The sequence below is a fragment of the Falsochrobactrum tianjinense genome (assembly GCF_019100495.1).
Taxonomy (GTDB): Bacteria; Pseudomonadota; Alphaproteobacteria; order Rhizobiales; family Rhizobiaceae; genus Brucella; species Brucella tianjinense.
On the sequence record NZ_JAHRVA010000004.1, the window covers coordinates 144,262 to 169,847 of the forward strand.

A 25,586-nucleotide genomic window follows, 5' to 3' on the forward strand; every position below is an offset into this window, starting at 1 on the left:
GAATTTAGATTGTCAGCCGGTCTGTAAGCCGGGTTCTGTATGGCCGGGCTTTGGCCCGGCGTGGTAGCCATTCATCTGGGACGGATGTCGCCACCCGCCTCTTGCAACCCACCCGGACGGCTGATCCGGAAATCGATTGCCGGCTCCTGCGAGTCGGCGCGCCGTCCCTATTCGGTCTTGCTCCCGGTGGGGTTTACCGTGCCGCCTGTGTTGCCACCGGCGCGGTGGGCTCTTACCCCACCCTTTCACCCTTACCCCGTCATCCCTGCCGTTGCCAAAGCGTGATCCGCTTACGGGGATCGCGCTTTGGCAACGAAACGGAAGACGGGGCGGTCTGCTTTCTGTGGCACTATCCCTGGGGTCGCCCCCGCCGGGCATTACCCGGCACCGTATTTCCGTGGAGCCCGGACTTTCCTCACCTGCCGCCTTTCGGCATATGACAAGCGCGGCTACCCGACCGACTGACCGCGCGTATATAGCATGATCGGCAAAAGTGGGAACCAGCATTCACAAAAAAGATTATGCGCAACAGAAAAGCCGGTAGCAAAACCGCTACCGGCTTTTCGTTCACATCGAACGGCATAAACACTACGCCGCCGCCGACGTAAATATATACTTTAGAAAGAACGCATATAGGTTTTGACCGAGTTGCAATATTTCGCGGAAGTCGGGTTCATGCGCTTTGCGCCGTGACCAGCATTATATTTGAGGATCGTGCCGCAAGTGGTGCCGCCGCCAAGCTTCTGCGCCATAGCGAGATATTTCATGCCGTACTGGATATTGGTCGAAGGCTCATAAAGACCCTTGGCCGAACCCGAATATCCAAGGCCGCGGGCGGTCGAAAGCTTGATCTGCATCAGGCCGATCTCACCGGCCTTGCCGCGCACATTCGGTCGATAATTGCTTTCATGGCGCACAACGGCATGAGCAAGCGCGGAGGGGACGCCATAAGAACTGGCAAAATGATTGATGATCTTGGAAAAGGGCTTCTTTCCTTTGGCAGCGGAACCCTGCTTGGAACCCTTGCCCGCCGGAGCGGCAGGCTTGGAGATGACCGAAGCTGTTTTGGCGCCCTGTTTTTCCTCAGTGGCTTTCTTTTGGGCCCGCGCCTTGAGAAGCTCGCTCAGATTGGTCGGCTCGTTCACTGGAGCACTCAATGCAGAACTTAGACCGAACGAACTCATCGCGCCAATGAGGGCGCATACAACAACAAATTTAACTTTCATAACCTACCGTCTTGAACCGTTTACTGGACATCGCCGGTCTTGGGGGCAACGATGTCTTCCTAGAGCGCCGTGCGATCTGATTTCCTCACATCACACGCCTCAAACTTCTGGTTGTGGCGCATTTTTCCCGAAAACTGTTTCCACAGTTAACGGGCGGATGCACTCTGATTGATGATCCCGCTGGACGAGCCATTCTCTGCCCCGTATTCGGCGGGAATGACGATCATTTGGTGGGCAAATGCAGCCGAAGATTGGTTAGGGAAGTAAATTAGTCTTTCGGGTTGTAACAAAGCTTGCCAGTCCGACGCCTGGCACCTGGCCTGCCAGACGAATACCACCTAAAGGTGTAATATCGCTAATTTGATGAAATTGTTACAGTAATATGAACTGTAGGCAGTCGATGCACAAATCTAGCGTGCTCTTTTTATGCGGTAACATTTTGAAGGGAAAAAAGTAGCCTGTAGAGTGTATCTATGGTCGAAACATCAGCAACACCGTCCACATTTTGTGGCCGAAAATGACGCTGGAACGCCTTTATGACGATTTCCGTCTGCTCGTCAAACAGGCCATTGATCTGGATTTCATAGCCATAAAGCGCGAGCATGGACTGTAGCGCCTCCACCGGCTGGCCTTGTTCGCCGCGCGCCAGAAAGCGTCCGCCGCGGATTGGCGTCGGCTCGATAAAGTGGCCGATACCTGCATCATGCAGGCGTTTCCATGGGAAATTATGCCCCGGATCGTTTTTGCGCACAGGCGCAATATCGGAATGCGCCAGCACATTCTCGGAACGAATTTCGTAACGCTCGCAAATACTGCGGCAAAGACAAATAACGGCCTCGATCTGAGGTTCCTTGAAGGGGGGATAGTTTTCCAGCTCGCCCGGATTGACGATCTCAATGCCGATCGATGCCGAGTTGAGATCAATTTCGCCTTTCCAGAAGCTTTTGCCCGCGTGCCAGGCCCTCGCCTTTTCCGACACCATCTGCACCACTTCCCCATCCTCATGGACAAGATAGTGGGCGGAAACCTCTCGTTCGGGTGATTTGAGAATCTCCAGAGCTTCTTCGGCAGTGGGCAGGCCTGTATAATGCAAAATAAGAAAGGCCGGAGTCTTTCCATCGCGTCGCGGCCCGAAATTCGGCGATGGATCGAGAGTAGCGCCGGGATAATCCGGCGCTGTCAACGCCAGTTCCGCAAACAGGTTCTCGTCTGCGCTCGCCGCACCGCTCATGCCGCCTCCAACTGTTTTTCGACGCTTGCCCACGCCGCATTTATAGCCGCAAGGCGGGCATTGGCAATGGTGATGAACTCCAGCGGTAAGCCTTCCGCGATAAGCCGGTCGGGATGATGTTCCTTCACCAGCGCACGATACCGCTTGCGCGCTTCCTCGAAGGTTACGCCCCGGACCAGCCCCAGAATGGCATAGGGATCCCCCTCGCCGCCTTCGACATAGCGCAAGGCTATGCGCTCAAACTCTGCCTCGTCAAAGCCGAAAATTTCGGCAACCCTCGACAAAAAGGCCATTTCCTTGTCGTGCACGTAACCGTCAGCGGTCGCGATATGGAAAAGCCCGTCGAGAATATCCTCCAGCAAGTGGCAATTGGATTGCCCCTCACTGCACAGTCTCGCGAGTTGGCGCGCATAGCTTTCAAACCCGGCGACATCCTGCCTGGCCAGATCGTAAAGCCGCGCCACATGTGCGCGCTCTTCCTGCGGCACCGAGAAAATATTCTGAAAAGCGCGGATTTCATCCTGCGTGACCACACCGTCCGCCTTGGCCATTTTGGCCGATAGCGCAATCATCGCGATGGAAAACGCAACCCGCCTGCGGGTGTCAGCATCGCCCTCGAAAACCGTCTGCACGGCTTCGATCACGCTTGAAATAGCGTTCAGCGTTACGGATGTAACGAACTCACCAATGCGGACCCAAATCGACATGAGTCGTTTTTATAGAATTCCGAACTGGCTGCAATACAACAATAATTTAAGTTGCGTTTGGGATCAGGGCGTTTGACGTGCTTCCAGCGAACGCTGGGCGGCAGTGGCGGCGGCATCTCCCGCAACCTCAATCTGTTGAGCGTTCTGCCCCACTGCTCTGGCCGCATCCTGAGCGTTGTTGCGCGCGCGGTCCACGGCGGCAGCCTTTTCTTCCGAAGTCATCACACCGGAATTTTCCCGCAGTGCCTGCATCAGATCAGGCCCGGCTGCTTTGTCGGCACCAAGTTGTTCCGACACCTGCTCCTCTTCCTGTCCGGAGGGAACGGCAGCCTGCTCTTCCTCACCCTTGCTGCAAGCGGCAAGTGCAATGAGAACGAATGCGGAAATCAGAAACAGAAAATGGCGGCTCATGATGAAAGCCATAACCGAAGAAAGCCTGCGTTTGAACACGGAAAATGTTTTCGCTGCGTCTTTCTCCCCGATTGCTGCCGGATTATTCATGTACTCGCCTCCTTTCGGGGCAAATAGCGGCCCGGAAAAACCGGACCGCCATTATTCTAGTTGCCAATCCCTGAGCCAATCACCGGCATCCGGACGCCGCTATCAGTTTGCAGGCGGCGTTCCGGTATCAGGTGTCGATGGCGCTGGGTTCGTAGTTGCTGGCGGCATCGTATCATTGTTTGAAGGCGCAGCAGGCGTTTCCGGTGCGGGCGACGCCGGGGGTGTGGCGTTCTCGTTTGAATTGTCATTGCAGGCTGCCAACCCAAGAAAAGACGCAGCGGCTATCGATGCAATCAGAAACTTCTTCATAATGGCTCTCCTTCCATGAAACCTAATATTGCGCGTGTCGATCTGAACATCTTTTCCAGTTTCCCATGTGTCCGGCTAGTCCGTTTTACGAGGGAATCCATTGCCTTCGTGTCAACATCGCATAGGAAAACGGCTGGCTTGGGGAAAGGTTCTCTCAATTAGTCTTACCAACGGTAATAAACCGCCATAATTACAAAGCTGTAGTCAGGTATCATGCCTGCATTCCTCGTCACGTATCTGTCACTCGACCATGTTTAACTCCCCTGATCGAAGTTGAGATTCGTCTCAAAGGGAAGTTTGATGGCAAACCGGAATGCAGACGGTACGATCCTCCAGCGTGCGGTGACACAAAACCACGCGCTTACGCGCAAAGGCTTTTCCGAACGATTGTTTGCCTGGCTTTTCAAGGGGCTCGTCTATCCGCAGATATGGGAAGATCCAGAAGTCGATATGTCGGCCCTCGCCATAGGCCCCGGCCACCGTATCGTGACCATAGCCTCTGGCGGCTGCAATGCGCTGTCTTATCTGACGGCCAATCCCGCCCGCGTCGAGGCCGTCGATCTCAATCGGGCCCATGTCGCCTTCAACCGCCTGAAACTGGCGGCTCTCAAGCACCTACCCGATTATAACGCCTTTTACCGCTTTTACGGCAAGGCGGACGATGCTGCCAATCTCGCAGCATATAAACGCTTCATCAGCCCTCATCTCGATGTCGAAAGCCGTGCCTATTGGGAAAAGCGCAAATGGAATGGCCGTCAGCGCATTTCGATTTTCTCCCGTGCTCTCTACCGGCACGGTCTGCTGGGTGTTTTCATTGGCATGGGTCATCGCGTGGCACGCCTTTACGGCATAGACCCGCGCGATATTCTCAAAGCGCGCACGATGGAAGAACAGCGCAATTTTTTCGATACCGCTCTCGCGCCCCTGTTTGAAAAGCGCATGGTGCGCTGGGCAACAGCGCGTAAATCCTCACTGTTCGGTCTGGGCATCCCGCCACAGCAATATGACGCATTAGCAACGGCGGGAAATGGCGACATGGCCGTTGTCCTGCGTGCCCGCCTTGAAAAGCTTGCCTGCGCCTTTCCCTTGACCGAAAACTATTTCGCTTGGCAGGCATTCGGGCGCAGCTATAGCGGCAATGAGGAAACTGGCCCATTGCCGCCCTATCTTTCCCGTTCAAACTTTGAAACGGTGCGCGCGCGGGCCGACCGTATGACCGTGCAAAACGCAAATTACACCGATTTCCTTGCTGAAAAGCCCGCTGCCTCCGTGGATCGCTATATCCTGCTCGATGCGCAGGACTGGATGAACGACCCACAGCTCAACATGCTCTGGAGTGAGATAACCCGTACCGCCGCCCCCGGCGCACGCGTCATATTCCGCACCGCTGCCGAGCCAAGCCTGCTTCCCGGTCGTGTCGTAACAGCCATTCTTGATCGTTGGGATTATCAGGAAGAGGAATCGCGCATCCTGCATGAGCGCGACCGCTCGTCCATTTATGGCGGATTTCACCTTTATGTCTTAAAGGACGCATAAAATGCAGCACCGACCGTGGAGCGGTCAAGGCGTTGACCATGCAAGCCTGATGGACCGCGTCTATCGCCATCAGCGCCATTTCTACGACGCCACGCGCAAATATTACCTTCTGGGCCGCGACACCATGATTGCGGGTCTCGTCGCGCCGCAAGACGGCAGCATATTGGAGATCGGCTGCGGCACAGGGCGCAATCTCGTCAAAACGGCCAGACTTTACCCTCACGCCAATCTTTTCGGCATCGACATCTCCGCTGAAATGCTCGATACCGCCCAGCGGGCTGCGCAACGCGCAGGCATAGAAAACCGCACTTGGCTGGAACGCGCCGACGCCGCACAATTCGACCCTCACCAGCTTTTCCAGAAATCCGGCTTCGACCGTATTTTCATTTCCTATGCCGTATCGATGATCCCGCAATGGCAATCGGTCATTCGTGAGAGCATCCGTCACCTTGCGCCGGGCGGCGAGCTTCACATCGTTGATTTCGGCGATCAGGCCCGCCTTCCCGGCTGGTTCAGGAAAGCCCTGTTCACATGGCTGCGCTGGTATCACGTAACGCCGCACGAGGAACTCTTTACCGTCTGTAAAGACCTCGCTGCCGAACAGGGAGCGAGCGCAAACCAGCAGATTCTCCATCGCGGCTTTGTCTGGATCGCAGTCATTCGCGCTGGTGAATAAGCATTCGCAATCCCTATTTCTTTATCGCAACTAATGACGCGCCGTCGCGGATCGCGTAACCGTTGTAGGGATTGATTCGCGATACCGGAACCATTTCATGAAATCTCTGGCCAACCGCAGCCTTCTTGCCCTTGGCGTTTTTCTTCTGTCCGCCTGCACGACAGTAGATTACGACTTTTCCGATGTGAAAAAGTCCCATAGTGCAGTGCAGCGCATCGCGCCGCCCTCCGGCCCCGTCAAGGCCCCGCGCTTTGACGATCGTAAGCCGCATGAATGGACCGGCAGAACGCCTTGGCATTACCCGGTCCATGGCACGGACGTTTCCAAATACCAGACCGATGTGGATTGGCGCGCAGTACGCGCCAGCGGTATTTCCTTTGTCTTCATCAAGGCAACCGAAGGCGGCGACCGCTTCGACGAACGCTTCACAGAACACTGGAATGGCGCGAAACAGGCGGGCATCCCGCGTAGCGCCTATCATTTCTACTATTTCTGCCGCCCGGCTATCGAGCAGGCGCGCTGGTATATCCGCAACGTACCTCGCGATCCCGGCGCCTTGCCGCCCGTCCTCGATATGGAATGGAACGCTCATTCGCCCACATGCAAATTAAGGCCCGATGCCGCCATCGTTCGCAAGGAAATGCGTATCTTCCTGCAAGCGATAGAAAAACATTACGGCAAGCGGCCAATTATCTATACGACCGTCGATTTCTTCGACGACAACAATTTGCGCCAGTTTGCGAACTACCCGTTCTGGCTGCGCTCGACGGCAGGTCATCCGGATGAAAAATACGGGCCGCATCCATGGACGTTCTGGCAATATACCGGCACCGGCAGCATTCCCGGCATCAAGGGCGATGCGGATATCAATGTCTTTGCCGGCGGCACGAAAACATGGAAAAAGTGGCTGGAAAGCAACAAAGCCCGTTAAGTCTTGAGTGCAGGCGCCATGTTTTGCTTCATTTCCGATTCGGAATGGGCAATAGATTTCTAGACATGATGGGGCTGTACGGAGCGCCTCTGCGCCTTTTCGCTTTCATTACCAGCCATTGATTTGCCATGCTTTCCACACTCATTGTCGTCCTGCCGGTATTCGCGCTTATTTTTTCGGGCTGGGGCGCATTCAAGCTGAAAGTACTGGGCGAACACGCCATCACGGAACTCAATCGGTTCGTGGTCTATCTCGCACTCCCTGCCCTGCTTTTCGACATCATGGCCAACACCCAGGGCAGCGAACTCTGGCAACCGGGCTTTATCGGTGCCTATCTGCTGAGCAGCGCCATAGCTTTCGCTCTGCCCTTTCTCGTCCGCCTGCGCGGCAGGCTACCGCTGGCGGACAATGCGCTGGACGGTCTGAACGCGGCCTACTCCAATACCGGTTACATGGGAATCCCGCTCTCGCTGGTTGCCTTTGGCCCTGCTGTTCTTCCTGCGACGACGATTTCCATCATCATCACGGTTTGCATAACTTTTGCCGCCGCCATCATTCTGATCGAAATCGGCTTACAGACCGAAAAGAAGCCTCTGCGCCTTATCTGGAAAGTCGTTCGCTCGCTGATCCGCAATCCGCTGCTGGCAGCGCCAGCGCTCGGCGCGGCTTTCTCCTTTTCCGGCTGGACCATCCCCGGTCCCGCCGAAACCTTCCTGAAAATGCTTGGCAGCGCCGCGTCTCCCTGTGCCTTGGTGACGCTAGGCCTGTTTCTGGCCTTGCCCCGCAATCTGGAACGCGACAGCGTAAATGCCATCAGCTTCCTCGTCTTCGTCAAGCTGATCGTACATCCGCTCGCGACATGGCTGCTGGCGGTCCATGTCTTCCGCCTGCCGCCGCTTCTGGCGGAAAGCGCCACATTGCTCGCGGCCCTTCCGGCTGGGACCGGGCCCTTCATGCTGGCTGAACATTATCGCCGCGAGGCGACCGTCACCTCCAATGTGATCCTCTATTCCACGGTAATTTCCGTGCTCACCCTATCCGCTTTTCTCGCTTTGGTAGGTTAACTGGATAGCCTCACTCAATGTCAAAATCGCTGCGCAAACGGGTAATCCGTCGCAAGAGCCTTACTCAAAACCGGCAAATTCATGACTTTTTCATGAAATGTGAACAGGATTTAATCAATATATATTTCAATAACTTAACTGGTAAATGAAAGGTTCTTTCTACTATCACCCGTTATTACAATACGAAATCTTCTTTTGTTTATGTCAATTTATGCTTAGATTCTGCTTCTCTACCAACGCGCATCTGGCTCTGGTCGGATGCATAAAAGGAGACAGACCAATGGGACTGACGCGATCTTTGAATGTCCTCATGATCTGTGTGGCATTTGCATTTGTTGCAGCGTTGATAGCAGGCATCATCCCTTAAAGGGAGCGACCTGAACTTTTGCGGCAGCCTTGGTTTTGAGGACGAGCAGGCAAGCCGAAGCAAATTGCAGAAAATGAAAGCCCGGTTCATTGGACCGGGCTTTTATCATTTCAGGCAGCCTCTACGGCAGCTTCGGCCTTAGGCCGGATGCCAAGCATATGGCAGATGGCAAAGGGCAAATCGGCGCGATTCATGGTGTAGAAATGGAAATCCTGCACGCCGCGCTCAATCAGGTCCATGACCTGTTCCGCAGCAATAGCGGCAGCAACAAGCTGATGCGTCTGTGCGTCATTGTCCAGCCCGTCGAAACGTTCGGCCAGCCACGCCGGAATATGCGTCGCCGAACGGGCGCAGAAATTGCTGACCTGCTTGAAATTATGCACCGGCAAAACACCCGGCACGATAGGAATATAAATGCCCGCGCGGCGAACACGCTCGACATAGCGTTCATAAAGGTCATTCTCGAAGAAAAACTGTGTAATGGCCCGCGTTGCGCCATTATCCACCTTGCGCTTCAGCATATCGATGTCGGTCGCGAAATCCGGGCTTTCAGGGTGCTTTTCCGGATAGGCGGACACCGAAACATCAAAATCGGAAAGCTTGCGCAAACCACTGACCAACTCGGCCCCGTTCTGATAGCCACCCGGCGTTGGCACATATTTCGTGCCAATTCCATTGGCCGGGTCGCCACGCAACGCCACAAAGCGATTGACGCCAAGCACCGCGAATTCCTGCGCAACATGGTCAACTTCCTCGCGCGTGGCATCCACGCAAGTCAGATGCGCCGCTGGCTTGATGTCCGTTTCCTTGAGGATACGCGCCACCGTTCTCATGGTACGCTCACGCGTGGAACCACCCGCCCCATAAGTCACGGAGACGAATTCCGGCTTCAGCGGCGCAAGCCGCGTAACCGTCTCCCACAGGCGCTGTTCCATTTCTTCCGTTTTGGGCGGGAAGAATTCGAACGATACCCGGGTGGTCTGGCCGACATCTGGTCGGCGGGAAAGACCATAAAAACCCATCAAACTGTCTCCGTCATGCTTTCATTGCGGGTCACTGGATCGGCAATCAGCAAACGCGGGTCACGCGCCAACCAAAGCTTGACCGTCAGCCCCTCATCACCATTTGCCGCCTTCGGGCCCAATTCGGTCGTCTTTTCGGGTTTCAGACCCGCATCCTTCATCCATCCCAGCATTTGTTCGTCGCTGAACCCCAGCCGTAGATGCGCGTGTTCCTCACGCAGGAATTCGAGCCTGTGCGGGGCAAAATCAACGATCAGCAAGCGCCCGTCGGGCCGCAAGGCACGGGCAGCCTCGCGGATCGCCGCTTGCGGATCGTCAAGGAAATGCAGAACCTGATGAATAGTCACCAGATCGAAATTCTCGCGCTCCACCGGCAGCGCATAGACGTCACCCTGCCGGACCTGCGCATTGCCGACCGAAGCGAGATCGAGATTGGCGCGCGCCACGGCCAGCATGTCGCGATTGATGTCGATCCCCAGGCCGCGCACATAAAGCGGCGAAAACAGCTCCAGCAGCCTGCCGGTTCCCGTTCCAACGTCCAGCATGGCCTGAAACGGCCGCTCGCCGACGATTCTCCTGAGCGCCGCTTCCACGGCATTTTCCGAGACATGCAGCTTTCGTATTTCGTCCCAACTTCCGGCATTGGCACTGAAATAAGCCGCAGCCTTCTCCTGGCGGCTGGATTTGACCTGCGAAAGCCGCTCCATATCGCGCTCGACCAGCGGATCCTTTACATTGAGACGTGCAAGCAGGCCGCGCGCCACTTCCCCGCTAAGCGCATTGTCCGAAAGCCGGAAAAATGCCCAGGCCCCTTCCTGATAACGGTCGATCAGATCGGCTTCGCCCAATAGCTTGAGATGCCGCGAAACGCGCGGCTGTGACTGGCCGAGAATCGTCGTCAAGTCCGACACGGTAAGATCGCCGCGGGACAGAAGCACGAGAATACGCAGGCGGCTCGGTTCGGCCACCGCCTTCAATACATCCACCATCCGATCAAGCTGCAAGCGCAATTCAGCAATCTCCATACTCTTAAAAGATATAAAGATATGTTTATATGAATTACACCTCTTGCGCAAGCAGTTTTCATGGCACGATAAGCCAGAGATTCGATAGTAAACAGTGGAAAGGTAGTACAGCCATGGGTGCAGGTACTGTGCGCCAGAAAGCGGTCGCTAAATCCCTCACGCTTCTGCTTCCTGCGGTTCCCTATTCGGATTCCGAACCGATCCGGGCTGCGGCTCTCGCGCCGCACATGAAAGCGCTGCCGCCGTCCGTGGCGGTCTGGCTGGCAACGGTAGCTTATGTCCGCCACGTTCACACGGATTACGACGCCTTGCGTGACGAGGGATATGACAAGGATTCGGCACGCTTTTTCGTGATGGACGCCATCAATTCCAAGCTGACCGAATGGCGCGCCACGCGTCTCGTCACCGCTGATGACGAGGAAGCCAGGGAAATGTGAGTCGCCCGAAGGCGTCTATATAATGCTACTTGCGCGCAACAATGAAAATTCTTGGAAAACGCAAAAGGACGCGCCCATCGCTCATTTCTGGATAGCTCTTTATCAAAAGCTTTTCATAAGCGAAAAGATATTCCGCCTGCTCTTTCTCACAGAGCAGATCGAGAAATGGGCGCAAGCCAGTCCCCTTGACCCATTCAATGATAGCTTTCACGCTGCCGAGTGGGTGATTGTAAATCGTGTGCCAGATGTCGACATGCGAGGCCAGGCTGGCAAGCGCCTCGTAATAGGTCGAGACGGGAGGCAAAGGCTTCCTGCCAACAGCCCCGATCTTATCGACGAAAGACGCACTTTGGGCCACGCTCCGCATTGCGCGATGTGTCGGCTCGTTCATATTGTCAGGCATTTGCACAGCCAGAATCCCATCCGGCTTTAATGCACGCAAAAGACGTTGCATTTGAGCCAGATGATCTGGAAGCCATTGGAACACGGCGTTTGAAAACAGCACGTCCGTCTCCGCATCCGGCTCATAGTTGGTTAGATCGCGGATTGAAAGATCCACTTGCGGCAGGCGCTGCTTCGCCTGTTCGATCATATCGGGCGATGCGTCGAAACCCGAAACTCGTGCATGAGGCCAGCGCTCAAGCAATAACTCGGTAGAATTTCCGGGGCCACAGCCAATGTCTACGACCTTGCGTGGTTCATTCAACCGTATCTGCGTAACAAGATCGGCTGCGGGGCGGCTACGTTCGTCCTCAAACTTCAGATATTGTTTTGCGGACCAGTCTTTCATCTCGTTTCCATCCATCAAATAAAAAGGCCGGCGTTTTCACACCGGCCTTGTTTTTCGCTACCGCGTCAGCGGCTTGTAAGTGACCCGCTTCGGGTTGACGCTATCGGGTCCGAGACGGCGGATTTTATCCGCCTCGTAATCCTCGAAATTTCCTTCGAACCACTCGACATGGCTATCGCCTTCGAAGGCAAGAATATGCGTCGCCAGACGATCAAGGAACATACGATCATGGGAGATGATAACAGCGCAGCCAGCATATTTTTCAAGCGCATCTTCGAGCGCTGCCAACGTTTCCGTATCAAGATCGTTGGTCGGCTCGTCGAGGAGCAGGACGTTGCCGCCTGCCTGCAACATCTTGGCAAGATGCACGCGATTGCGCTGGCCGCCGGACAGATTGCCGACCTTGGCTTGTTGGTCGCCGCCCTTGAAGTTGAACGCACCGCAATAAGCGCGTGAATTCATCTCGAACTTGCCAAGCTTGATAATGTCGTTGCCACCGGAAATTTCTTCCCAGACATTCTTGTCCGGGTCGAGATGATCGCGGCTCTGATCGACATAACCAAGATGCACCGTATCACCGATACGGATGGAACCGGAATCCGGCTTTTCCTGACCGGTAATCATCTTGAACAGCGTCGACTTGCCCGCGCCGTTCGGGCCGATAACACCAACGATACCACCTGGAGGCAGCTTGAAAGTCAGGTTTTCGATCAGCATACGGTCGCCAAAGGATTTGGTCAGACCTTCGGCTTCAATGACCACCTGGCCAAGACGTTCACCAGCCGGAATCAGAATCTGGGCGTCGCCTGGACGTTGATTGTTGGCAGCTTCAACCAGTTGGTCATAAGCCTTGATACGCGCCTTCGACTTGGATTGACGGGCTTTGGGGCTCGCCGAAATCCACTCACGTTCGCGCTCAAGTGCCTTCTGGCGGGAATCTTCTTCACGGCCTTCCTGAATCATACGCTTGGACTTGGCAGCGAGATAGGCCGAGTAGTTCCCTTCGTAAGGAATACCACGGCCACGATCGAGTTCGAGAATCCAGCCCGTTACATTGTCGAGGAAGTAACGATCATGCGTGATGAGCAGGACAGCGCCCTGATATTCACGCAGATGCTTTTCCAGCCATGCAGTGGTTTCAGCGTCAAGATGGTTCGTCGGTTCATCGAGCAGGAGAAGGTCTGGTTTCGACAGCAGCAACTTGCACAGCGCTACGCGGCGACGCTCACCGCCCGAAAGCGTGGTTACGTCAGCATCTGCTGGCGGGCAGCGCAGTGCCTCCATCGCCATTTCGACCTGGCTGTCCAGATCCCAGAGGTTCTGGCTGTCGATGACATCCTGAAGCGCCGCACCTTCATCTGCGGTTTCATCAGAATAGTTCATCATCAACTCGTTATAACGGTCGAGAATAGCCGTTTTCGCGGCTACACCTTCCATCACATTCCCGAGCACGGTCTTTTCAGGGTCCAGGTGCGGTTCCTGAGCAAGATAGCCGCAAGTCGCACCGTCAGCGAGCCATGCCTCACCGGTATATTCTTTATCGAGACCGGCCATGATTTTGAGAATTGTCGATTTACCGGCACCGTTTGGACCAAGAATACCGATCTTCGCATCCGGATAAAACGAAAGATGAAGGTTTTCGATAACCTTCTTAGCGCCATAGGCTTTATTAAGCCCGGACATATGATAGATGAATTGGCGTGCCATAAAGCGCGTCGTCTCCACAAGTTAAATAGCGCGAGCGGCCAAAGAGCCGAACCGCAGGGAAATTGCTGCTGCGTATTTAGGGCAATTGCTGCGCGGAAGCAAACAGCCATCGTATGAATCGACAAACTGCCTGCAAGGCATATTCAAGCATGAAATGTTCTGCAAAATTTATGAAACCGGGCGCGGATATTTCCGTCACCCGGTTTCCCCTCTGGCCACCATCCGCGAAAGTGTCCTCTCTTTCATCAGATGGCCTGCAAGTTGTGGCATGAAACGTGAAGTCGCCGTCGTTATGCCTTTCAAAACCCCATTCATATCCCCCTGACATATGCAGAGTTGCGCAGGATTTCGTACTTTTCAAGAAATATTTGCTCGAAATTTGCAATTGCCTAAAATTAGCTCACTCAATCTTCGATTGCCTTCCAAATCGCCGTTTTAAACCAGGGTTTGACTATTTGACTGGCATAAACTCTGATGCCCGAATGTCCTTTGAAACTATCTGCCAACTGCCTCTCCCGGATGCAACGCGTCTGCCTTTCCGGCAGTCGCTGGCCGTCACGCAAAAGGCAGTCATACATATCTGCCATGGGCTCGCCGAGCATTCCGCCCGCTATGCCCGCTTTGCGCTGGCGTTAAACCGCGCCGGTTATCATGTCTATGCACAGGATCACCGCGGCCATGGCGTCAATATCGGCGCGCACGCGCCCAAGGGAATGTTCGCACCGCGCGATGGCTATAAATTGGTGATTAGCGATGTTCTGGCCCTCAACCGGCATATCCATGAAACCCATCCCAGTTTACCCGTAATCATATTCGGCCATTCCATGGGCGGGTTGATTGCCATCAATTATGCACTGGCTCATTCCGAAACGATCAATGCCGCCGCCATCTGGAATGCCAATTTCGGCGATCCCATGCAAAACAGGCTGGCTCTCGCACTCCTTTATGCCGAGCGGATGCTCAAGGGGTCTGATGTGCCCAGTTCAATCTTGCCTCGACTTACTTTTCGGGCATGGGGCGATGCAATCGCAAACAGCCGCACATCCTTTGACTGGCTCTCGCACGATGCCACAGAAGTCGACGCCTATATTGCCGACCCATTATGCGGCTTCGATGCCAGCGTGGCACTTTGGATCGACATTTTTCACATGATGAAGAATGGCGCAACCAACTCCGGCTTCGCCGGCATCCGCAAAAAGCTGCCCTTCAATCTCGTGGGTGGCGCAGACGATCCCGCCACCGATAAGGCCGCAGCAATCCGCAAACTGGCTGACAGAATACGAGGCATGGGTTTCGATAATTTGCATTGCACTGTATATGCAGCAACACGCCACGAGGGCCTCAATGAGTTAAACAGGGATGAAGTGACGCAGAATTTTCTGGATTGGCTCGATGAGGTGCTTCCGTCTGTCGTCATCTCCAGTTAAAAGCAGCAGTTAAAGCTCGCCAGTATGCTCACGATTTCTTGAGCGACCTTGGCTTTGCTCTGCAATAAATGCTATGGACCCCGCCTTGCGCAGTACGGGGCCGCCATACATAAACCTGATTGTCCCAATGTGACGGCAAAAGCGCAAGGAATGAAGGAAGCTCCGCTTGGAAACACCAACGATTTCTGTGGTCATCCCCTGCCGCAATGAAGCCGACAATCTCGCTTTTCTCCTGGATGAAGTCGATGACGCCATGGAGGGCCGCGCATATGAAGTCATCGTCGTAGACGATGGCTCGACCGATTCAACCGGGGATGTTCTGGCCAACCGCATTCAGATGGGAAAACCGCTTCGCCACATTCGCCATGATCGCTCGTCGGGGCAAAGTGCGGCTGTGCGTTCGGGCGTTTTCGCCGCGCGCGGCCAGATTGTGGTTACAATGGACGGCGACGGCCAGAACAACCCCGCCTATTTGCCTGTGCTGGCCGATGCGCTTAGCGAAGCAGGCCCCGATTACGGCATTGCTGCCGGGCAGCGCCTCAAGCGCACTGACACCAAATTGAAGCAACTTTCATCACGCTTTGCCAATAATCTGCGCGGCGCTATCCTCAAGGACAAAACGCGTGATTCCGGCTGTGGACTGAAGGCTGTACGCACCGATCTGTTTCGGCAATTGCCCTTCTTCGATGGCTGGCATCGCTATCTGCCCTCATTGGTCATCCGCGAAGGCTATGATGTCGTGCATGTCGATGTCGTTGATCGCGAGCGCCGGCACGGCAAATCCAACTACGGTATTCTCGACCGCGGCCTGCGCGGCATTCTTGATCTTTATGGCGTATGGTGGCTGCGAAAACGCCGCAAGGTTGTGCCGCAAGTGACGGAGATCACTCATGGCTGATATGTTCGCCAGCCTGTCGCAATGGCTGCATGAAGTCTTCGTCGCACAATGGGATGGCTGGATTGTACTGGGTTTCATTGCCCAGGGCTGTTTCACCATGCGCTTCGTCGTGCAATGGCTGGCTTCAGAAAAAGCCAGGCGCAGCGTCATGCCGGTCGCCTTCTGGTTTTTCTCGATTGGCGGCGGTTTCCTGCTGCTACTTTATGCAATACAGCGCAAAGACCCGGTTTTTATTGCCGGACAGGGTCTGGGCCTGTTTGTTTATATCCGCAACCTGTGGCTGATCGCCAATGAAAAGAAGCGACAGGCAGCGGAGAAGTAATTATCTTCCCAGTCAGAGACTGAAAGAGCGCCCCACCGAACGATAATCGAGGCCAGTACCGGCAACATCTTCGGGCTTGTAAACATTGCGCAGGTCAATCAGCACATTGCCATCCATGGCTTCTGCGATCCGCTTGAGATTAAGCGCGCGATAAGCGTTCCATTCGGTCAGAAGCGCCACGACCCCTGCGCCTGTTGCCGCTTCATAGGCTGAATTGCACCAGATCACACCGGGCAGAAGGGCTTTTGCCCCCTCCATTGCCTCCGGATCATGTGCGCGCACGGAAATCCCGGCTTTCTGGATTGCCGCAATGATGTCGAGCGATGGCGATTCACGAATATCGTCCGTATTGGGTTTGAACGCGACTCCAAGCACCGCGACGCTGTTCGCATCATTTTCCCGTGCAGCGGCAACGATGCGCTCCGCCATCGACTGCTTGCGCGCTTCATTGACCGAGATCACCTCTTCGATCAGCGACTGGCGGGCATCGTAATGCTTGCCGGTCGCTGCGAAAGCGCGCGTGTCCTTTGGGAAACACGAGCCGCCGAAACCGGGGCCGGCATGAAGGAATTTGGGGCCGATACGATTATCCATACCTATGGCGCGCGCGACTTCCTGCACATTGCCGCCAGTCTTTTCGCAAAGATCGGCCACCTGATTAATGAAAGTCACCTTCATGGCTAGGAACGCATTGGCCGCATATTTGATGATTTCGGCATTTTCGAGCGACGTGATCACCATCGGCGTCTCGCGCAGATAAAGCGGACGATAGAGCCGCTGCATGGCGGTCTTGCCGCGCTCATCTTCGACACCGACCACCACGCGGTCGGGCCGCATGAAATCTTCGATGGCCGAGCCTTCGCGCAGGAATTCGGGATTGGAAACCATGGAGAATCCTACGCCCGGACGCGCCGCGGCGATACGATCCCGAATACGCGCATTGGTACCGACAACAACGGTCGACTTGATGACGACCACTGCGCCCGGCTTCATCGCCGCAGCTATTTCATCGGCGGCAGCCTCGATATATTGCAGATCCGCCTCGCCATCGCCGCGCCGCGATGGCGTTCCCACGGCAATGAGGATCACATCCGCATCAGCCACGCTTGCGGCCAGTTCCGTACTGAATGTCAGGCGCCCGTCACGGATATTGCGGGCCATCACCTCGTCCAGCCCCGGCTCGAAAATCGTCACCTGGCCCGCCCGCAACCGCTCGATGATCGATGGATTCTTGTCGACACAAGTGACGTGAAAGCCAAATTCGGCAAAACACACGCCTGAAACCAGACCAACATAGCCCGTTCCGATCATCGCCAGCTTCATATGCACAGTCCTCGATCTGTTTTACAGCCACTTATCGTAATCGGAGACGAGCAGATGCAATGGCTGCTCGTTCTCTTCAATATCGGAAAAACGTCCGATAGGTTCGCGAAAAATATTGTCGGTGAGATCGTCGTTGACCGTCGATACCTCCCCGATCAATACGTCGCCGCCCTCACCCCAGAATGCATGCCAGTTACCGGGCAGAAGAGTGACACTTTCGCCGGGCTGCAATTTAAGATGCGCTCCGGCTTTCTGCGTCACCAGCCGCCCGTCGCTTGCCACGCTTACATCGCTTTCCTCGTCAACACTGCCGTCAGGCAGCGAATTGAACAGTTCGAGCACCAGAGTGCCGCCGCCGCGATTGATGATGTCTTCCGCCTTGACCACATGGCGATGCATAGGCGAAAGCTGCTTCTCGCGCGAAATCATGATCTTTTCGGCATAGAGCATACCGGTGCCGCGCTTGAGGTCCGCCGCATTGCCATTACGCACGGTGAAAAGAAACAGGCCCAGATCAGCAAATCTGCCCTGACCGTAATCCGTAATGTCCCAGCCAAGGCGCGCATCGCGAATGGAAATGGCATCGCTTGAAGTGCGCTGTTTGAGTTCTTCGGGCGACCAGTAAGCGAATGGAGGCATAATATAGCCGAATGAGCGGATGAACGCGTCACTTTCGCGGATGATTTCGTTGATTTCGGAGCGTTTCATGACCGTCGGGCCTCCCATGACATGGCACAGTTTATCTCTCGCTGTGTGGTAGCTGCCTTTCTGGCACCTTGGCAATCCCGCAAAATATTGTCTCACACATTTGCAAAGCCTCACTGCTTGGCCGGTCGCGTCATTTTGGCGTGTCGTCTTTACGCGAAAACCATGTCGCATCCCAATGCGCGTTTAGAACATTTCGGTGATTGAATCATGACAACGAAAGCGTTCCATTCGAAAACCAGCCGGTCAAGCTGTTGGGAAAATGGAACAAAAGGTCCTTTCGGAAGATTGAGTGAATACCGGATCAAGCTCTGGTCGCTGGGAGAACAGCAAACGGCGCTATCCTGACGACACAAAGGGTTCGTGACTATGAACATTCGCAATGAAATGCTGGGACATTTGACCGGGCGCGACCCCAATTTCAGCCTGGAACAGAAGTTTTATACTGATCCGGATTATTACAAGCTGGATCTGGAGAACATATTTTATCGCGACTGGCTGTTTATGGGCCATGACTGCGAATTGCCGAAAACCGGCTCTTACATGACCGTCCAGATCGGCGCCTATCCGGTGGTTATCGTGCGTGATGCGCAGGGCGGCATCCGCGCCTTCCACAATTCCTGCCGTCACCGGGGCTCGCGTATCTGCGCGGCCGAAAAAGGCACAGCGGCAAAGCTCGTCTGTCCCTATCACCAATGGACCTATGAACTCGATGGCCGCCTGCTCTTTGCGCGTCAGGTAGGGCCGGATTTCAAACCCGCTGAATATGGCTTGAAACAGCTTCATTGCGAAAGCATCGCCGGTTACATCTATATATGCCTCGCCGAAGAAGCACCGGATTTCGCGGCTTTCCGCACAATGATCGAACCTTATCTCGCCCCGCATAATATTCGCGACGCCAAGGTGGCATTTGAGAGCACCATCGTCGAAAAGGGCAACTGGAAACTTGTCTGGGAGAACAACCGCGAATGCTATCACTGCGCGGCCAATCATCCCGAACTCTGCCGCACCTATCCCGAAGCGCCCACCGCTACCGGCGTGCAGGGCATGATGGACGACCCGGAAATCAACGAACTGTGGAAAAATTGCGAGGCCGCAGGCTTGCCTGCCCGGTTCAATATTTCCGAAGACGGCCGTTATCGCATTGCCCGCATTCCGCTGTTGCGCGGGGCGGTCAGCTACACGATGTCGGGCAAGCCCGCCGTCCAGAAGCCTCTGGGCCAGCAGGTGGCAGGCGGCACCAATATCGGTGCCATGCTTCTTTTCAATTATCCATCGACATGGAACCACCTGATGGCCGACCACGCCATTTCTTTCCGTGTGCTGCCCATTGGCCCCGGCGAAACGCAAGTCACGACCAAATGGCTTGTCAACAAGGATGCTGTGGAAGGTGTTGACTACGATCTGGAAGAACTGGCCCATGTCTGGATACAGACCAATGCTCAGGACCGCCAGATCGTGGAGGAAAATTCCATCGGCATCCATTCGCCAGCCTATCAGCCCGGCCCCTATTCGGTGGAGCATGAAGGCGGCGTGATGCAATTCCTGGATTGGTATGCCAGCACCATCACCCCGCGCCTGCGTGGAGAAGCCGGAAAGCTCAGTCAGGCAGCCTGAACCGGGCCGCGTCAGGCCATGGCGTAAGAAAACAAGGGGCGCAAGTCAATTACGCCCCTGAAGATAGTAATTTTGCAAGAAGCGAGAAGGCGATGCAGCCTCTGAAATATCTGGATGAGATGCTGCCGTGGAACGACCGGTTGCAGATGCTCCAATGCATCTCGGCCATCGAGGAAGCGCCGGACGTGATGACCTTCTCCTTCAGGGCGACCGACGATAACTGGTTCCGCTACGCGCCCGGCCAGTTTGTCACTCTCGAACTGCCAATCGAACGCGCCGATGGGCTTGGACCGGTCCTGCGCACCTATACGCTGTCTTCCACCCCTTCCCGGCCTTATCACGTCTCGGTCACGGTCAAGGCGCAAAAAGACAGTATCGGCACCCGCTGGATGCTCGACAATCTGCGCCCGCCCATGACGATCAAAGCCTATGGGCCAAATGGCGATTTCTCGCTCACCGATCATCCAGGCGAAAAATACCTCTTCATCTCGGCGGGTTCCGGCATTACGCCGATGGTCTCCATGACTCGCTGGCTGTTCGACTGCGCACCGGAAACCGATGTAGCTTTCATCAATTGCGCGCGCACGCCCGATGACATTATTTTTCGAAAGGAACTGGAACTATTGTCAGGCCGCATGGAAGCCATGCGCCTTGCCTTCATCGTCGAGCAATCCTCTGCTCGCCATGTCTGGCCAGGTCTTCATGGCCGTATCGATCGCGCAAGGCTGGAACTGCTTGCCCCAGATTTCATGCACCGCAAGGTTTTTTGCTGCGGACCTGAACCGTTCATGAACGGCGTACGTGGGCTGCTGGAGCAATCCGGCTTCGACATGGCCAATTATCATCAGGAGAGCTTCCAGCCCGCGAGCGAAATTTCCGCGCTTCCCTTGCCCGCCGAACTTACCGTTATTCCGGGAGCGCATACTGCGCCAACCGCGCCTGCCATTGCCTCAGCAACCGTCATTTTCAGCCAATCTGGCATTGAAGTCGAATGTACGGAAAACGACACTATCCTGCTTGCGGCCCGCAATGGCGGCCTGAAAATTCCCAGCGCCTGCGAATTCGGCATTTGCGGCACCTGCAAGGTCAAATGCATCGGGGGCGAGACCGAAATGAACCATAATGGCGGCATTCGCGATGATGAAATCGCCGATGGCTACATTCTGGCCTGTTGCAGCCGCCCGCGCGGTCGCGTCGAGATAGACGCCTGACCGCTTGACGTCCCAACCCAGATGGCGCACCACTGTCCATGTTGAGTGAAATGGAGCGCTTCATGATCGGGCATGCCCTTATCGCCGTCGATATTCAGAATGATTTCTGCCCCGGCGGCGCACTCGCCGTCGAAGGCGGCGATGAAATTCTGCCAGCCGTCAACCGGCTGATCGATGAGAGCGAGCATGTCATTCTGACGCAGGACTGGCATCCTGCCGGTCATTCGAGCTTCGCATCGAGCCATCCGGGCAAAAACCCTTTCGATACCGTCGAGATGACCTACGGGCCGCAAACCTTATGGCCGGATCATTGCATACAAGGAACAAATGGCGCAGATTTTCATCCCGACCTGCAATGGACCCGCGCACAGCTTGTCATCCGCAAGGGTTTTCGCGTCGGTGTGGATAGCTATTCGGCGTTTTTTGAAAATGACCACCAGACGCCGACCGGCCTTGCTGGCTATCTGCGCGAGCGCAATATCGGGTCACTGACGCTGGTCGGCCTTGCAATGGATTTCTGTGTCGCCTATTCGGCTCTGGACGCCATTGCGCAAGGTTTTCAGGCACGGGTGCGCCTCGATGCCTGCCATGCCATAGATCTCGGCGGTTCCATGTCTGCCATGCTCAGAAAGCTGAAACAGGCTGGCGTCGAAATCATCGACGAACCTGCCTCAGCTTCCTATCTTTCGTAATCAGCGTTCGAGTTCGCCATCCGGCAGGGCGACATAGATCAGCACAGCGATGATCGTAATGAAGAAGCGGAAAGCGGATTCGATACCATTCCACGTCGATGACATCCACATGCCGAACCATTCGCCGCCGATCGATATGAAACCGACCTGCCAGACGAGAAAGCCCAGAGACAGGCCGACAATCGCCCATTTCTTGGCGCGATTGAAGCCCGCTGCATTGCCCCCGGTCTGGCGCAACATGACAACAGCACCAATCCAGCAAAGAATAGCCGTCAGTGTTTCCAATGCGATAATGAAAATATAGGCTGCATTGTGCAGGAAGTTGCTTTCGATGGCGCGATATTTGATCGTCGCATCCGGGAAGATAGTATCCATCAGCAATACATGCTGCACAAATGCGAAATTACTGCCGTAATCCGTGATATTACCAAATGAAACCAGTGTCGCGAAAAAAGCCATCGCTGCAACAAAGGCAGTCTTGCTCAAGCGTGTAACCATCATGGCATTCCCTCTCCATAAAAGCCGCGTTCTGCCGTCCCGGAGGTTTGCGGCGCGTTGCGAGCGGGCAATAATGCACACGAACTCTTTCGATTTGGTCAAGAAACAGCAAAAAGGGCGGCTTAAAACCGCCCCTTTGCCGGATCTAAGCTTTATAGCGTCAGTGCAAGGCCGCTTCGTCAGCCTCTTTCTGCCACCGCGGGTTGAGCCGGTTATAGCGCATCGAAGATAGCAGCGAGAGACCGATCAGCACAGCGCCGATAAGACCGGTGATGACTTCTGGAATATGAACAAGTGTCTGTACATACATGATGACGGCAAGCACGAGGATCGCATAGAACGCACCATGTTCAAGATAACGATATTGGCCGAGCGTCTTGCGTTCCACCAGCATGATGGTTAGCGAACGCACATAGAAAGCGCCGATACCAAGACCGATGGCGATTACGAAAAGATTGGTCGTCAGCGCAAACGCGCCGATGACGCCATCGAACGAAAAGCTTGCGTCGAGCACTTCGAGATAAATGAAAGCACCCAGTCCGCCGCGATGGACCATATCGATCTGTTCCTGTGAAGCATCAAGCACCTCACCCAGGCCTTCAACTGCGAGGAAGGTGAGAAGACCGAACAGCGCCGCCACGAGGAAAGTATGCGAGTCTCCAGCTTCAAGCTGGTAGGAAAAGAACAGGATCAGTGCAATCGCCACCCCGACTTCGACGCCCTGCACGGAGGCGAATTTCGACATGCGGCTTTCCAGAACCCGAATCCAGTGCACATCTTTTTCGACATCAAAGAAGTATTTCATGCCCACCATAAGAAGGAATGTACCGCCAAAGGCAGCAATGCCGGTATGGGCTTCAGCAATCACCCGGGCGTATTCATCCGGTTGCCAAATTGCCAGTTTCAACGCCGATAAGGGGTCGGTCCACATGGCCACGGCCACGATGGCCAGCGGGAATATGATACGCATGCCGAAAACGGCAATGACGATACCCCAAGTCAAAAAACGATGCTGCCATTGCGGTGTCATATCACGCAGAATACGCGCATTGACGATGGCATTATCGAACGAAAGGGAAATTTCCAAGACACTTAATACAGCACATATGATGAAAATGGAGATCATGCCTCCCACTGTGCCGGTCGTCGAATATCCAAGCCAGAGGGCGCAGATGAGTCCAAGGATCGTAAAAAACGCGGGCCAAAGGAAATAGCGATACGTGGTCATCACCAACCATCTGATTATTGTGCTTTATAAAGGCAGGCGAAAACATTGGCTCAATAAGTGAAGCCAATAATGCTCATCCTGCGGTGCAGAAAGTTATGTAAGGAGCGATTTGATCGCAAACAAGAGAAACAATGGCAATATTTTGTTCATTATAAAGTGTCTTGTACACATATGCGCAACCGTCAGGCCTCAGTCCTGACGGTGTGCCTCCGGCATAAAGCCCTAGGCACGCTCGCGAAATGTCGCGTGGCCATTTCGGAAGCTCCTGATCTGACCAGCAACATGCGTTATATTCGCCTAGCTAGAGGAGGAGATCATGATAATAGGACCGCAATGCCGTGCAGCACGGGCTTTGGTTCAGTTCTCGCGCGACAGGCTCGCGCAATTGTCTGGCATAGATAGCGAAGCGATCGAGCACCACTCCGAAACAAAGCGTATCGCTGATCTGGAAAATGAAGGCGGCATCATCGGCTATGACAGCTTGTCATAATATATCCAACCTGGGCAAGGCGAAGTGTATGTGGATTCTCATCGTGGCCATTACCGCACTTACCGGGTTCGTAACGACGTCACCGGCGGATGCTGCTGTTTTCCGCGTTTGCCACGGTTACGACTGCTATTACCGAACCAGCGTCACGCTCACGAAACAGGACGAGCGCCGTATTCGCAACCTTCTAGCAAAGGGTTCCTGGTCAGCCGCATCGGAACGTAAGGCGCTGCGCGCTGCTATCGCTATTTTCGAGCAGCGTGGCACTGCAGCTATTGGCATACGTGACAAGCCTCGCATGCAATTCGGCAAAAGCCGTATCAAAGGGCAGATGGACTGCATCGATGAATCCACCAATACGGATAGTTTTCTTCGCTATTTGCAATCCCGGCATTGGCTCAAATATCATTCGCCCGCGCGCAAAGCCGCGCGCGGCAGCTTCATTGACGGACGCTATCCGCATTGGACTGCCGTCATAGAGGAAAATGGCGCGGAACTCTGGGCTGTGGATTCATGGTACGAAGCTGGTGGTGGTCCGCCCGATATCATGCTTTTGAATGAATGGAAGCGCCGTGGATACGGCGGGCAAAGATAGGCTCCCCAGAAAGGCCAGACAATAAAAATCTGAACAATTCCAGCTTCTGCGCGTTAATCCGTCACAACCACCAGAACGGAGGAAGACCAATGGATTGGAACAGCGTAGAAGGCAATTGGAAACAAATCAGGGGCAAGGTGAAGGAGCAGTGGGGTAAACTCACAGACGACGACCTCGACCAGATCAACGGACGCCGCGAGCAGCTCGAAGGAAAGATTCAGGAGCGCTATGGCATTGAGAAAGATCACGTCCGTTCCGACGTGGACGAGTGGTACAATCGCCAGCAATGGCTGCCATGAGCCTTTGCACGGATTTCGGAACCCACATAATATGAACCATTTCTATCAAAGCCCCGCCTTCTGGCGGGGTTTCGATATATTCTGCCTATTTATTCAGCAGCGATCGGCACGCCGAAGCGATGCCGTCAGCCCCATGAGCGAGAATGTATAGCGCGTATTCGTTCCGCGTGCGGAAGTAGCCTGAACCTTGAGCGTGCGCCCCGAACGCATCGCCTTGAGTATCTGCGCTTCATCGCCTTCATTTTGCGCCCAGGCCCGATTGCCCTCGCTAAAAAAGGGAAATTTCGCCCCATCGATAAGCACCGTGACGGGGCTATTAGACTTCAGCTGATATCCCATGACCAATTGGGGGCTATAGTGTCCGCCCGACTTGGAAATAATAACGAAATTATCGCCATGCCGGACTCCTGCGGGATGGAAACTCGACGGCACGGTCAAAGCATAGCATTTATTCCCAGACAGTTGCGTGTTTTGATAAACGCCCCAGTCCCTGAATTCACCAATGTAACTTGTTTTAGCCGAAACCGCGAGAGGACTCGCCACCAACCCTGCAAGTGCCAGCGCAACGGTGGTTGCCTTCTTCCTCATTGCTTGAAATCTCCTTTTGTTTGTTCACGCGCCATAAAAAATTGTTTCAATTCGTTATGATTTGCTTAATGAACCCCTAAAAGCACATTAAAACTTTGTAACCTTTCCGTTCAAAGGCCATATGAATGTATAAAAAGAAATCAGTTCCAGGCTGATTTTCAGGCCGA

Annotated in this window: 28 protein-coding genes and 1 other RNA gene; 15 read left to right on the plus strand and 14 right to left on the minus strand. The window is 54.7% G+C overall.

All coding sequences use genetic code 11. The features are described from left to right. Positions 1 to 8: 8 nt before the first annotated feature. From rnpB to KUG47_RS10625, 5 genes are all read right to left on the minus strand, one after another. Positions 9 to 465: RNase P RNA component class A (gene rnpB, locus KUG47_RS10605), an RNA gene on the minus strand. 152 nt (positions 466 to 617) lie between these two features. Beyond that, positions 618 to 1,226, minus strand: coding sequence for a lytic transglycosylase domain-containing protein (locus KUG47_RS10610; RefSeq protein WP_217677937.1), 609 nt, complete (start codon positions 1,224 to 1,226; stop codon positions 618 to 620). Between the two features lie 424 nt (positions 1,227 to 1,650). Continuing rightward, positions 1,651 to 2,457: an N-acetylmuramoyl-L-alanine amidase gene (locus KUG47_RS10615; RefSeq protein WP_217677938.1), complete on the minus strand. Its 807-nt coding sequence runs from the start codon at positions 2,455 to 2,457 to the stop codon at positions 1,651 to 1,653. Then, positions 2,454 to 3,164, minus strand: coding sequence for a J domain-containing protein (locus KUG47_RS10620; protein WP_217677939.1), 711 nt, complete (start codon positions 3,162 to 3,164; stop codon positions 2,454 to 2,456). The genes KUG47_RS10615 and KUG47_RS10620 overlap by 4 nt, the downstream gene beginning before the upstream one ends. 63 nt (positions 3,165 to 3,227) lie before the next feature. Then, positions 3,228 to 3,665 (minus strand): hypothetical protein, encoded by a 438-nt coding sequence (locus KUG47_RS10625; RefSeq protein ID WP_217677940.1) that lies wholly within the window; start codon positions 3,663 to 3,665, stop codon positions 3,228 to 3,230. On the opposite strand from KUG47_RS10625, the gene KUG47_RS10630 reads away from it, so the two are divergent. The 5 genes from KUG47_RS10630 (at position 3,664) to KUG47_RS10650 (ending at position 8,181) form a co-directional block, all read left to right on the plus strand. Next, positions 3,664 to 3,993: a hypothetical protein gene (locus KUG47_RS10630; protein ID WP_217677941.1), complete on the plus strand. Its 330-nt coding sequence runs from the start codon at positions 3,664 to 3,666 to the stop codon at positions 3,991 to 3,993. The two genes, KUG47_RS10625 and KUG47_RS10630, sit on opposite strands and share 2 nt — an antisense overlap. A gap of 281 nt (positions 3,994 to 4,274) precedes the next feature. Next, positions 4,275 to 5,510 (plus strand): BtaA family protein, encoded by a 1,236-nt coding sequence (locus KUG47_RS10635; protein WP_217677942.1) that lies wholly within the window; start codon positions 4,275 to 4,277, stop codon positions 5,508 to 5,510. Position 5,511: 1 nt separating this feature from the next. Beyond that, positions 5,512 to 6,186 carry a class I SAM-dependent methyltransferase gene (locus tag KUG47_RS10640; protein ID WP_217677943.1) on the plus strand — a complete coding sequence of 225 codons (675 nt, stop codon included), beginning with the start codon at positions 5,512 to 5,514 and terminating at the stop codon, positions 6,184 to 6,186. 97 nt (positions 6,187 to 6,283) lie between these two features. Next, positions 6,284 to 7,117, plus strand: coding sequence for a glycoside hydrolase family 25 protein (locus tag KUG47_RS10645; protein WP_217677944.1), 834 nt, complete (start codon positions 6,284 to 6,286; stop codon positions 7,115 to 7,117). 128 nt (positions 7,118 to 7,245) lie between these two features. Next, positions 7,246 to 8,181: an AEC family transporter gene (locus KUG47_RS10650; protein ID WP_217677945.1), complete on the plus strand. Its 936-nt coding sequence runs from the start codon at positions 7,246 to 7,248 to the stop codon at positions 8,179 to 8,181. A 477-nt stretch (positions 8,182 to 8,658) separates the two neighbouring features. On the opposite strand, the gene metF is transcribed toward KUG47_RS10650, so the two are convergent. Then, positions 8,659 to 9,570, minus strand: a complete 912-nt coding sequence (gene metF, locus KUG47_RS10655) for a methylenetetrahydrofolate reductase [NAD(P)H] (RefSeq protein ID WP_217677946.1) — start codon at positions 9,568 to 9,570, stop codon at positions 8,659 to 8,661. Beyond that, positions 9,570 to 10,589, minus strand: a complete 1,020-nt coding sequence (locus tag KUG47_RS10660; RefSeq protein WP_217678175.1) for an ArsR/SmtB family transcription factor — start codon at positions 10,587 to 10,589, stop codon at positions 9,570 to 9,572. Before KUG47_RS10660 ends, metF begins: the two co-directional genes overlap by 1 nt. Positions 10,590 to 10,708: 119 nt before the next feature. Between KUG47_RS10660 and KUG47_RS10665 the strand changes: the two genes are divergently transcribed. After that, on the plus strand, positions 10,709 to 11,032 hold the full coding sequence (locus KUG47_RS10665) for a DUF2293 domain-containing protein (protein WP_217677947.1): 324 nt from the start codon (positions 10,709 to 10,711) through the stop codon (positions 11,030 to 11,032). Positions 11,033 to 11,057: 25 nt separating this feature from the next. On the opposite strand, the gene tam is transcribed toward KUG47_RS10665, so the two are convergent. Together tam and ettA are read right to left on the minus strand one after the other, a co-directional pair. Beyond that, positions 11,058 to 11,822 carry a trans-aconitate 2-methyltransferase gene (gene tam, locus KUG47_RS10670; protein WP_217677948.1) on the minus strand — a complete coding sequence of 255 codons (765 nt, stop codon included), beginning with the start codon at positions 11,820 to 11,822 and terminating at the stop codon, positions 11,058 to 11,060. Positions 11,823 to 11,879: 57 nt separating this feature from the next. Next, complete coding sequence (gene ettA / locus KUG47_RS10675; protein ID WP_217677949.1) at positions 11,880 to 13,529, minus strand: energy-dependent translational throttle protein EttA; 1,650 nt, start codon at positions 13,527 to 13,529, stop codon at positions 11,880 to 11,882. Positions 13,530 to 14,011: 482 nt separating this feature from the next. Here ettA and KUG47_RS10680 point away from each other — a divergent pair, with 482 nt between their 5' ends. The 3 genes from KUG47_RS10680 (at position 14,012) to KUG47_RS10690 (ending at position 16,176) form a co-directional block, all read left to right on the plus strand. Then, on the plus strand, positions 14,012 to 14,956 hold the full coding sequence (locus tag KUG47_RS10680) for an alpha/beta fold hydrolase (RefSeq protein WP_217677950.1): 945 nt from the start codon (positions 14,012 to 14,014) through the stop codon (positions 14,954 to 14,956). A gap of 166 nt (positions 14,957 to 15,122) precedes the next feature. After that, positions 15,123 to 15,854: a glycosyltransferase family 2 protein gene (locus KUG47_RS10685; RefSeq protein WP_217677951.1), complete on the plus strand. Its 732-nt coding sequence runs from the start codon at positions 15,123 to 15,125 to the stop codon at positions 15,852 to 15,854. Beyond that, positions 15,847 to 16,176, plus strand: coding sequence for a lipid-A-disaccharide synthase N-terminal domain-containing protein (locus KUG47_RS10690; RefSeq protein ID WP_217677952.1), 330 nt, complete (start codon positions 15,847 to 15,849; stop codon positions 16,174 to 16,176). Before KUG47_RS10685 ends, KUG47_RS10690 begins: the two co-directional genes overlap by 8 nt. A gap of 12 nt (positions 16,177 to 16,188) precedes the next feature. Here KUG47_RS10690 and KUG47_RS10695 read toward each other — a convergent pair whose 3' ends face one another. Next, positions 16,189 to 17,499, minus strand: a complete 1,311-nt coding sequence (locus KUG47_RS10695; RefSeq protein WP_217677953.1) for a UDP-glucose dehydrogenase family protein — start codon at positions 17,497 to 17,499, stop codon at positions 16,189 to 16,191. Positions 17,500 to 17,520: 21 nt separating this feature from the next. After that, the gene (locus KUG47_RS10700; protein ID WP_217677954.1) at positions 17,521 to 18,207 is read right to left on the minus strand and encodes a D-lyxose/D-mannose family sugar isomerase; all 687 of its coding nucleotides are present in this window, start codon (positions 18,205 to 18,207) and stop codon (positions 17,521 to 17,523) included. 366 nt (positions 18,208 to 18,573) lie between these two features. Here KUG47_RS10700 and KUG47_RS10705 point away from each other — a divergent pair, with 366 nt between their 5' ends. From KUG47_RS10705 to pncA, 3 genes are all read left to right on the plus strand, one after another. Continuing rightward, entirely contained in the window at positions 18,574 to 19,821 is a 1,248-nt protein-coding gene (locus tag KUG47_RS10705) for an aromatic ring-hydroxylating oxygenase subunit alpha (RefSeq protein ID WP_217677955.1), read from the plus strand. Positions 19,822 to 19,913: 92 nt separating this feature from the next. Next, positions 19,914 to 21,032 (plus strand): FAD-binding oxidoreductase, encoded by a 1,119-nt coding sequence (locus tag KUG47_RS10710; protein WP_217677956.1) that lies wholly within the window; start codon positions 19,914 to 19,916, stop codon positions 21,030 to 21,032. Between the two features lie 62 nt (positions 21,033 to 21,094). Continuing rightward, positions 21,095 to 21,724, plus strand: coding sequence for a bifunctional nicotinamidase/pyrazinamidase (pncA, locus tag KUG47_RS10715; protein ID WP_217677957.1), 630 nt, complete (start codon positions 21,095 to 21,097; stop codon positions 21,722 to 21,724). Here the strand turns inward: pncA and KUG47_RS10720 are convergent, their stop codons facing one another. Continuing rightward, the gene (locus tag KUG47_RS10720; protein WP_217677958.1) at positions 21,725 to 22,225 is read right to left on the minus strand and encodes a DUF2165 family protein; all 501 of its coding nucleotides are present in this window, start codon (positions 22,223 to 22,225) and stop codon (positions 21,725 to 21,727) included. Between the two features lie 157 nt (positions 22,226 to 22,382). Further along, complete coding sequence (locus KUG47_RS10725) at positions 22,383 to 23,450, minus strand: DUF475 domain-containing protein (RefSeq protein WP_217677959.1); 1,068 nt, start codon at positions 23,448 to 23,450, stop codon at positions 22,383 to 22,385. Positions 23,451 to 23,766: 316 nt separating this feature from the next. On the opposite strand from KUG47_RS10725, the gene KUG47_RS10730 reads away from it, so the two are divergent. From KUG47_RS10730 to KUG47_RS10740, 3 genes are all read left to right on the plus strand, one after another. Next, the gene (locus tag KUG47_RS10730) at positions 23,767 to 23,940 is read left to right on the plus strand and encodes a hypothetical protein (RefSeq protein WP_217677960.1); all 174 of its coding nucleotides are present in this window, start codon (positions 23,767 to 23,769) and stop codon (positions 23,938 to 23,940) included. A 28-nt stretch (positions 23,941 to 23,968) separates the two neighbouring features. Beyond that, positions 23,969 to 24,532 carry a hypothetical protein gene (locus KUG47_RS10735; RefSeq protein ID WP_217677961.1) on the plus strand — a complete coding sequence of 188 codons (564 nt, stop codon included), beginning with the start codon at positions 23,969 to 23,971 and terminating at the stop codon, positions 24,530 to 24,532. Between the two features lie 89 nt (positions 24,533 to 24,621). Beyond that, positions 24,622 to 24,831, plus strand: coding sequence for a CsbD family protein (locus KUG47_RS10740; protein WP_217677962.1), 210 nt, complete (start codon positions 24,622 to 24,624; stop codon positions 24,829 to 24,831). A 93-nt stretch (positions 24,832 to 24,924) separates the two neighbouring features. Here the strand turns inward: KUG47_RS10740 and KUG47_RS10745 are convergent, their stop codons facing one another. Then, positions 24,925 to 25,419 carry an invasion associated locus B family protein gene (locus KUG47_RS10745; RefSeq protein WP_217677963.1) on the minus strand — a complete coding sequence of 165 codons (495 nt, stop codon included), beginning with the start codon at positions 25,417 to 25,419 and terminating at the stop codon, positions 24,925 to 24,927. Between the last annotated feature and the right edge of the window lie 167 nt (positions 25,420 to 25,586).

Bases quoted from the DNA above. Each gene is read 5' to 3' on its own strand.
- KUG47_RS10610 (WP_217677937.1), bottom strand. From the start codon at position 1,226: ATGAAAGTTAAATTTGTTGTTGTATGCGCCCTCATTGGCGCGATGAGT.
- KUG47_RS10615 (WP_217677938.1), bottom strand. From the start codon at position 2,457: ATGAGCGGTGCGGCGAGCGCAGACGAGAACCTGTTTGCGGAACTGGCG.
- KUG47_RS10620 (WP_217677939.1), bottom strand. From the start codon at position 3,164: ATGTCGATTTGGGTCCGCATTGGTGAGTTCGTTACATCCGTAACGCTG.
- KUG47_RS10630 (WP_217677941.1), top strand. From the start codon at position 3,664: ATGTACTCGCCTCCTTTCGGGGCAAATAGCGGCCCGGAAAAACCGGAC.
- KUG47_RS10625 (WP_217677940.1), bottom strand. From the start codon at position 3,665: ATGAATAATCCGGCAGCAATCGGGGAGAAAGACGCAGCGAAAACATTT.
- KUG47_RS10635 (WP_217677942.1), top strand. From the start codon at position 4,275: ATGGCAAACCGGAATGCAGACGGTACGATCCTCCAGCGTGCGGTGACA.
- KUG47_RS10640 (WP_217677943.1), top strand. From the start codon at position 5,512: ATGCAGCACCGACCGTGGAGCGGTCAAGGCGTTGACCATGCAAGCCTG.
- KUG47_RS10645 (WP_217677944.1), top strand. From the start codon at position 6,284: ATGAAATCTCTGGCCAACCGCAGCCTTCTTGCCCTTGGCGTTTTTCTT.
- KUG47_RS10650 (WP_217677945.1), top strand. From the start codon at position 7,246: ATGCTTTCCACACTCATTGTCGTCCTGCCGGTATTCGCGCTTATTTTT.
- metF (WP_217677946.1), bottom strand. From the start codon at position 9,570: ATGGGTTTTTATGGTCTTTCCCGCCGACCAGATGTCGGCCAGACCACC.
- KUG47_RS10665 (WP_217677947.1), top strand. From the start codon at position 10,709: ATGGGTGCAGGTACTGTGCGCCAGAAAGCGGTCGCTAAATCCCTCACG.
- tam (WP_217677948.1), bottom strand. From the start codon at position 11,822: ATGAAAGACTGGTCCGCAAAACAATATCTGAAGTTTGAGGACGAACGT.
- ettA (WP_217677949.1), bottom strand. From the start codon at position 13,529: ATGGCACGCCAATTCATCTATCATATGTCCGGGCTTAATAAAGCCTAT.
- KUG47_RS10680 (WP_217677950.1), top strand. From the start codon at position 14,012: ATGTCCTTTGAAACTATCTGCCAACTGCCTCTCCCGGATGCAACGCGT.
- KUG47_RS10690 (WP_217677952.1), top strand. From the start codon at position 15,847: ATGGCTGATATGTTCGCCAGCCTGTCGCAATGGCTGCATGAAGTCTTC.
- KUG47_RS10695 (WP_217677953.1), bottom strand. From the start codon at position 17,499: ATGAAGCTGGCGATGATCGGAACGGGCTATGTTGGTCTGGTTTCAGGC.
- KUG47_RS10700 (WP_217677954.1), bottom strand. From the start codon at position 18,207: ATGAAACGCTCCGAAATCAACGAAATCATCCGCGAAAGTGACGCGTTC.
- KUG47_RS10705 (WP_217677955.1), top strand. From the start codon at position 18,574: ATGAACATTCGCAATGAAATGCTGGGACATTTGACCGGGCGCGACCCC.
- KUG47_RS10710 (WP_217677956.1), top strand. From the start codon at position 19,914: ATGCAGCCTCTGAAATATCTGGATGAGATGCTGCCGTGGAACGACCGG.
- pncA (WP_217677957.1), top strand. From the start codon at position 21,095: ATGATCGGGCATGCCCTTATCGCCGTCGATATTCAGAATGATTTCTGC.
- KUG47_RS10720 (WP_217677958.1), bottom strand. From the start codon at position 22,225: ATGATGGTTACACGCTTGAGCAAGACTGCCTTTGTTGCAGCGATGGCT.
- KUG47_RS10725 (WP_217677959.1), bottom strand. From the start codon at position 23,450: ATGACCACGTATCGCTATTTCCTTTGGCCCGCGTTTTTTACGATCCTT.
- KUG47_RS10730 (WP_217677960.1), top strand. From the start codon at position 23,767: ATGATAATAGGACCGCAATGCCGTGCAGCACGGGCTTTGGTTCAGTTC.
- KUG47_RS10735 (WP_217677961.1), top strand. From the start codon at position 23,969: ATGTGGATTCTCATCGTGGCCATTACCGCACTTACCGGGTTCGTAACG.
- KUG47_RS10740 (WP_217677962.1), top strand. From the start codon at position 24,622: ATGGATTGGAACAGCGTAGAAGGCAATTGGAAACAAATCAGGGGCAAG.
- KUG47_RS10745 (WP_217677963.1), bottom strand. From the start codon at position 25,419: ATGAGGAAGAAGGCAACCACCGTTGCGCTGGCACTTGCAGGGTTGGTG.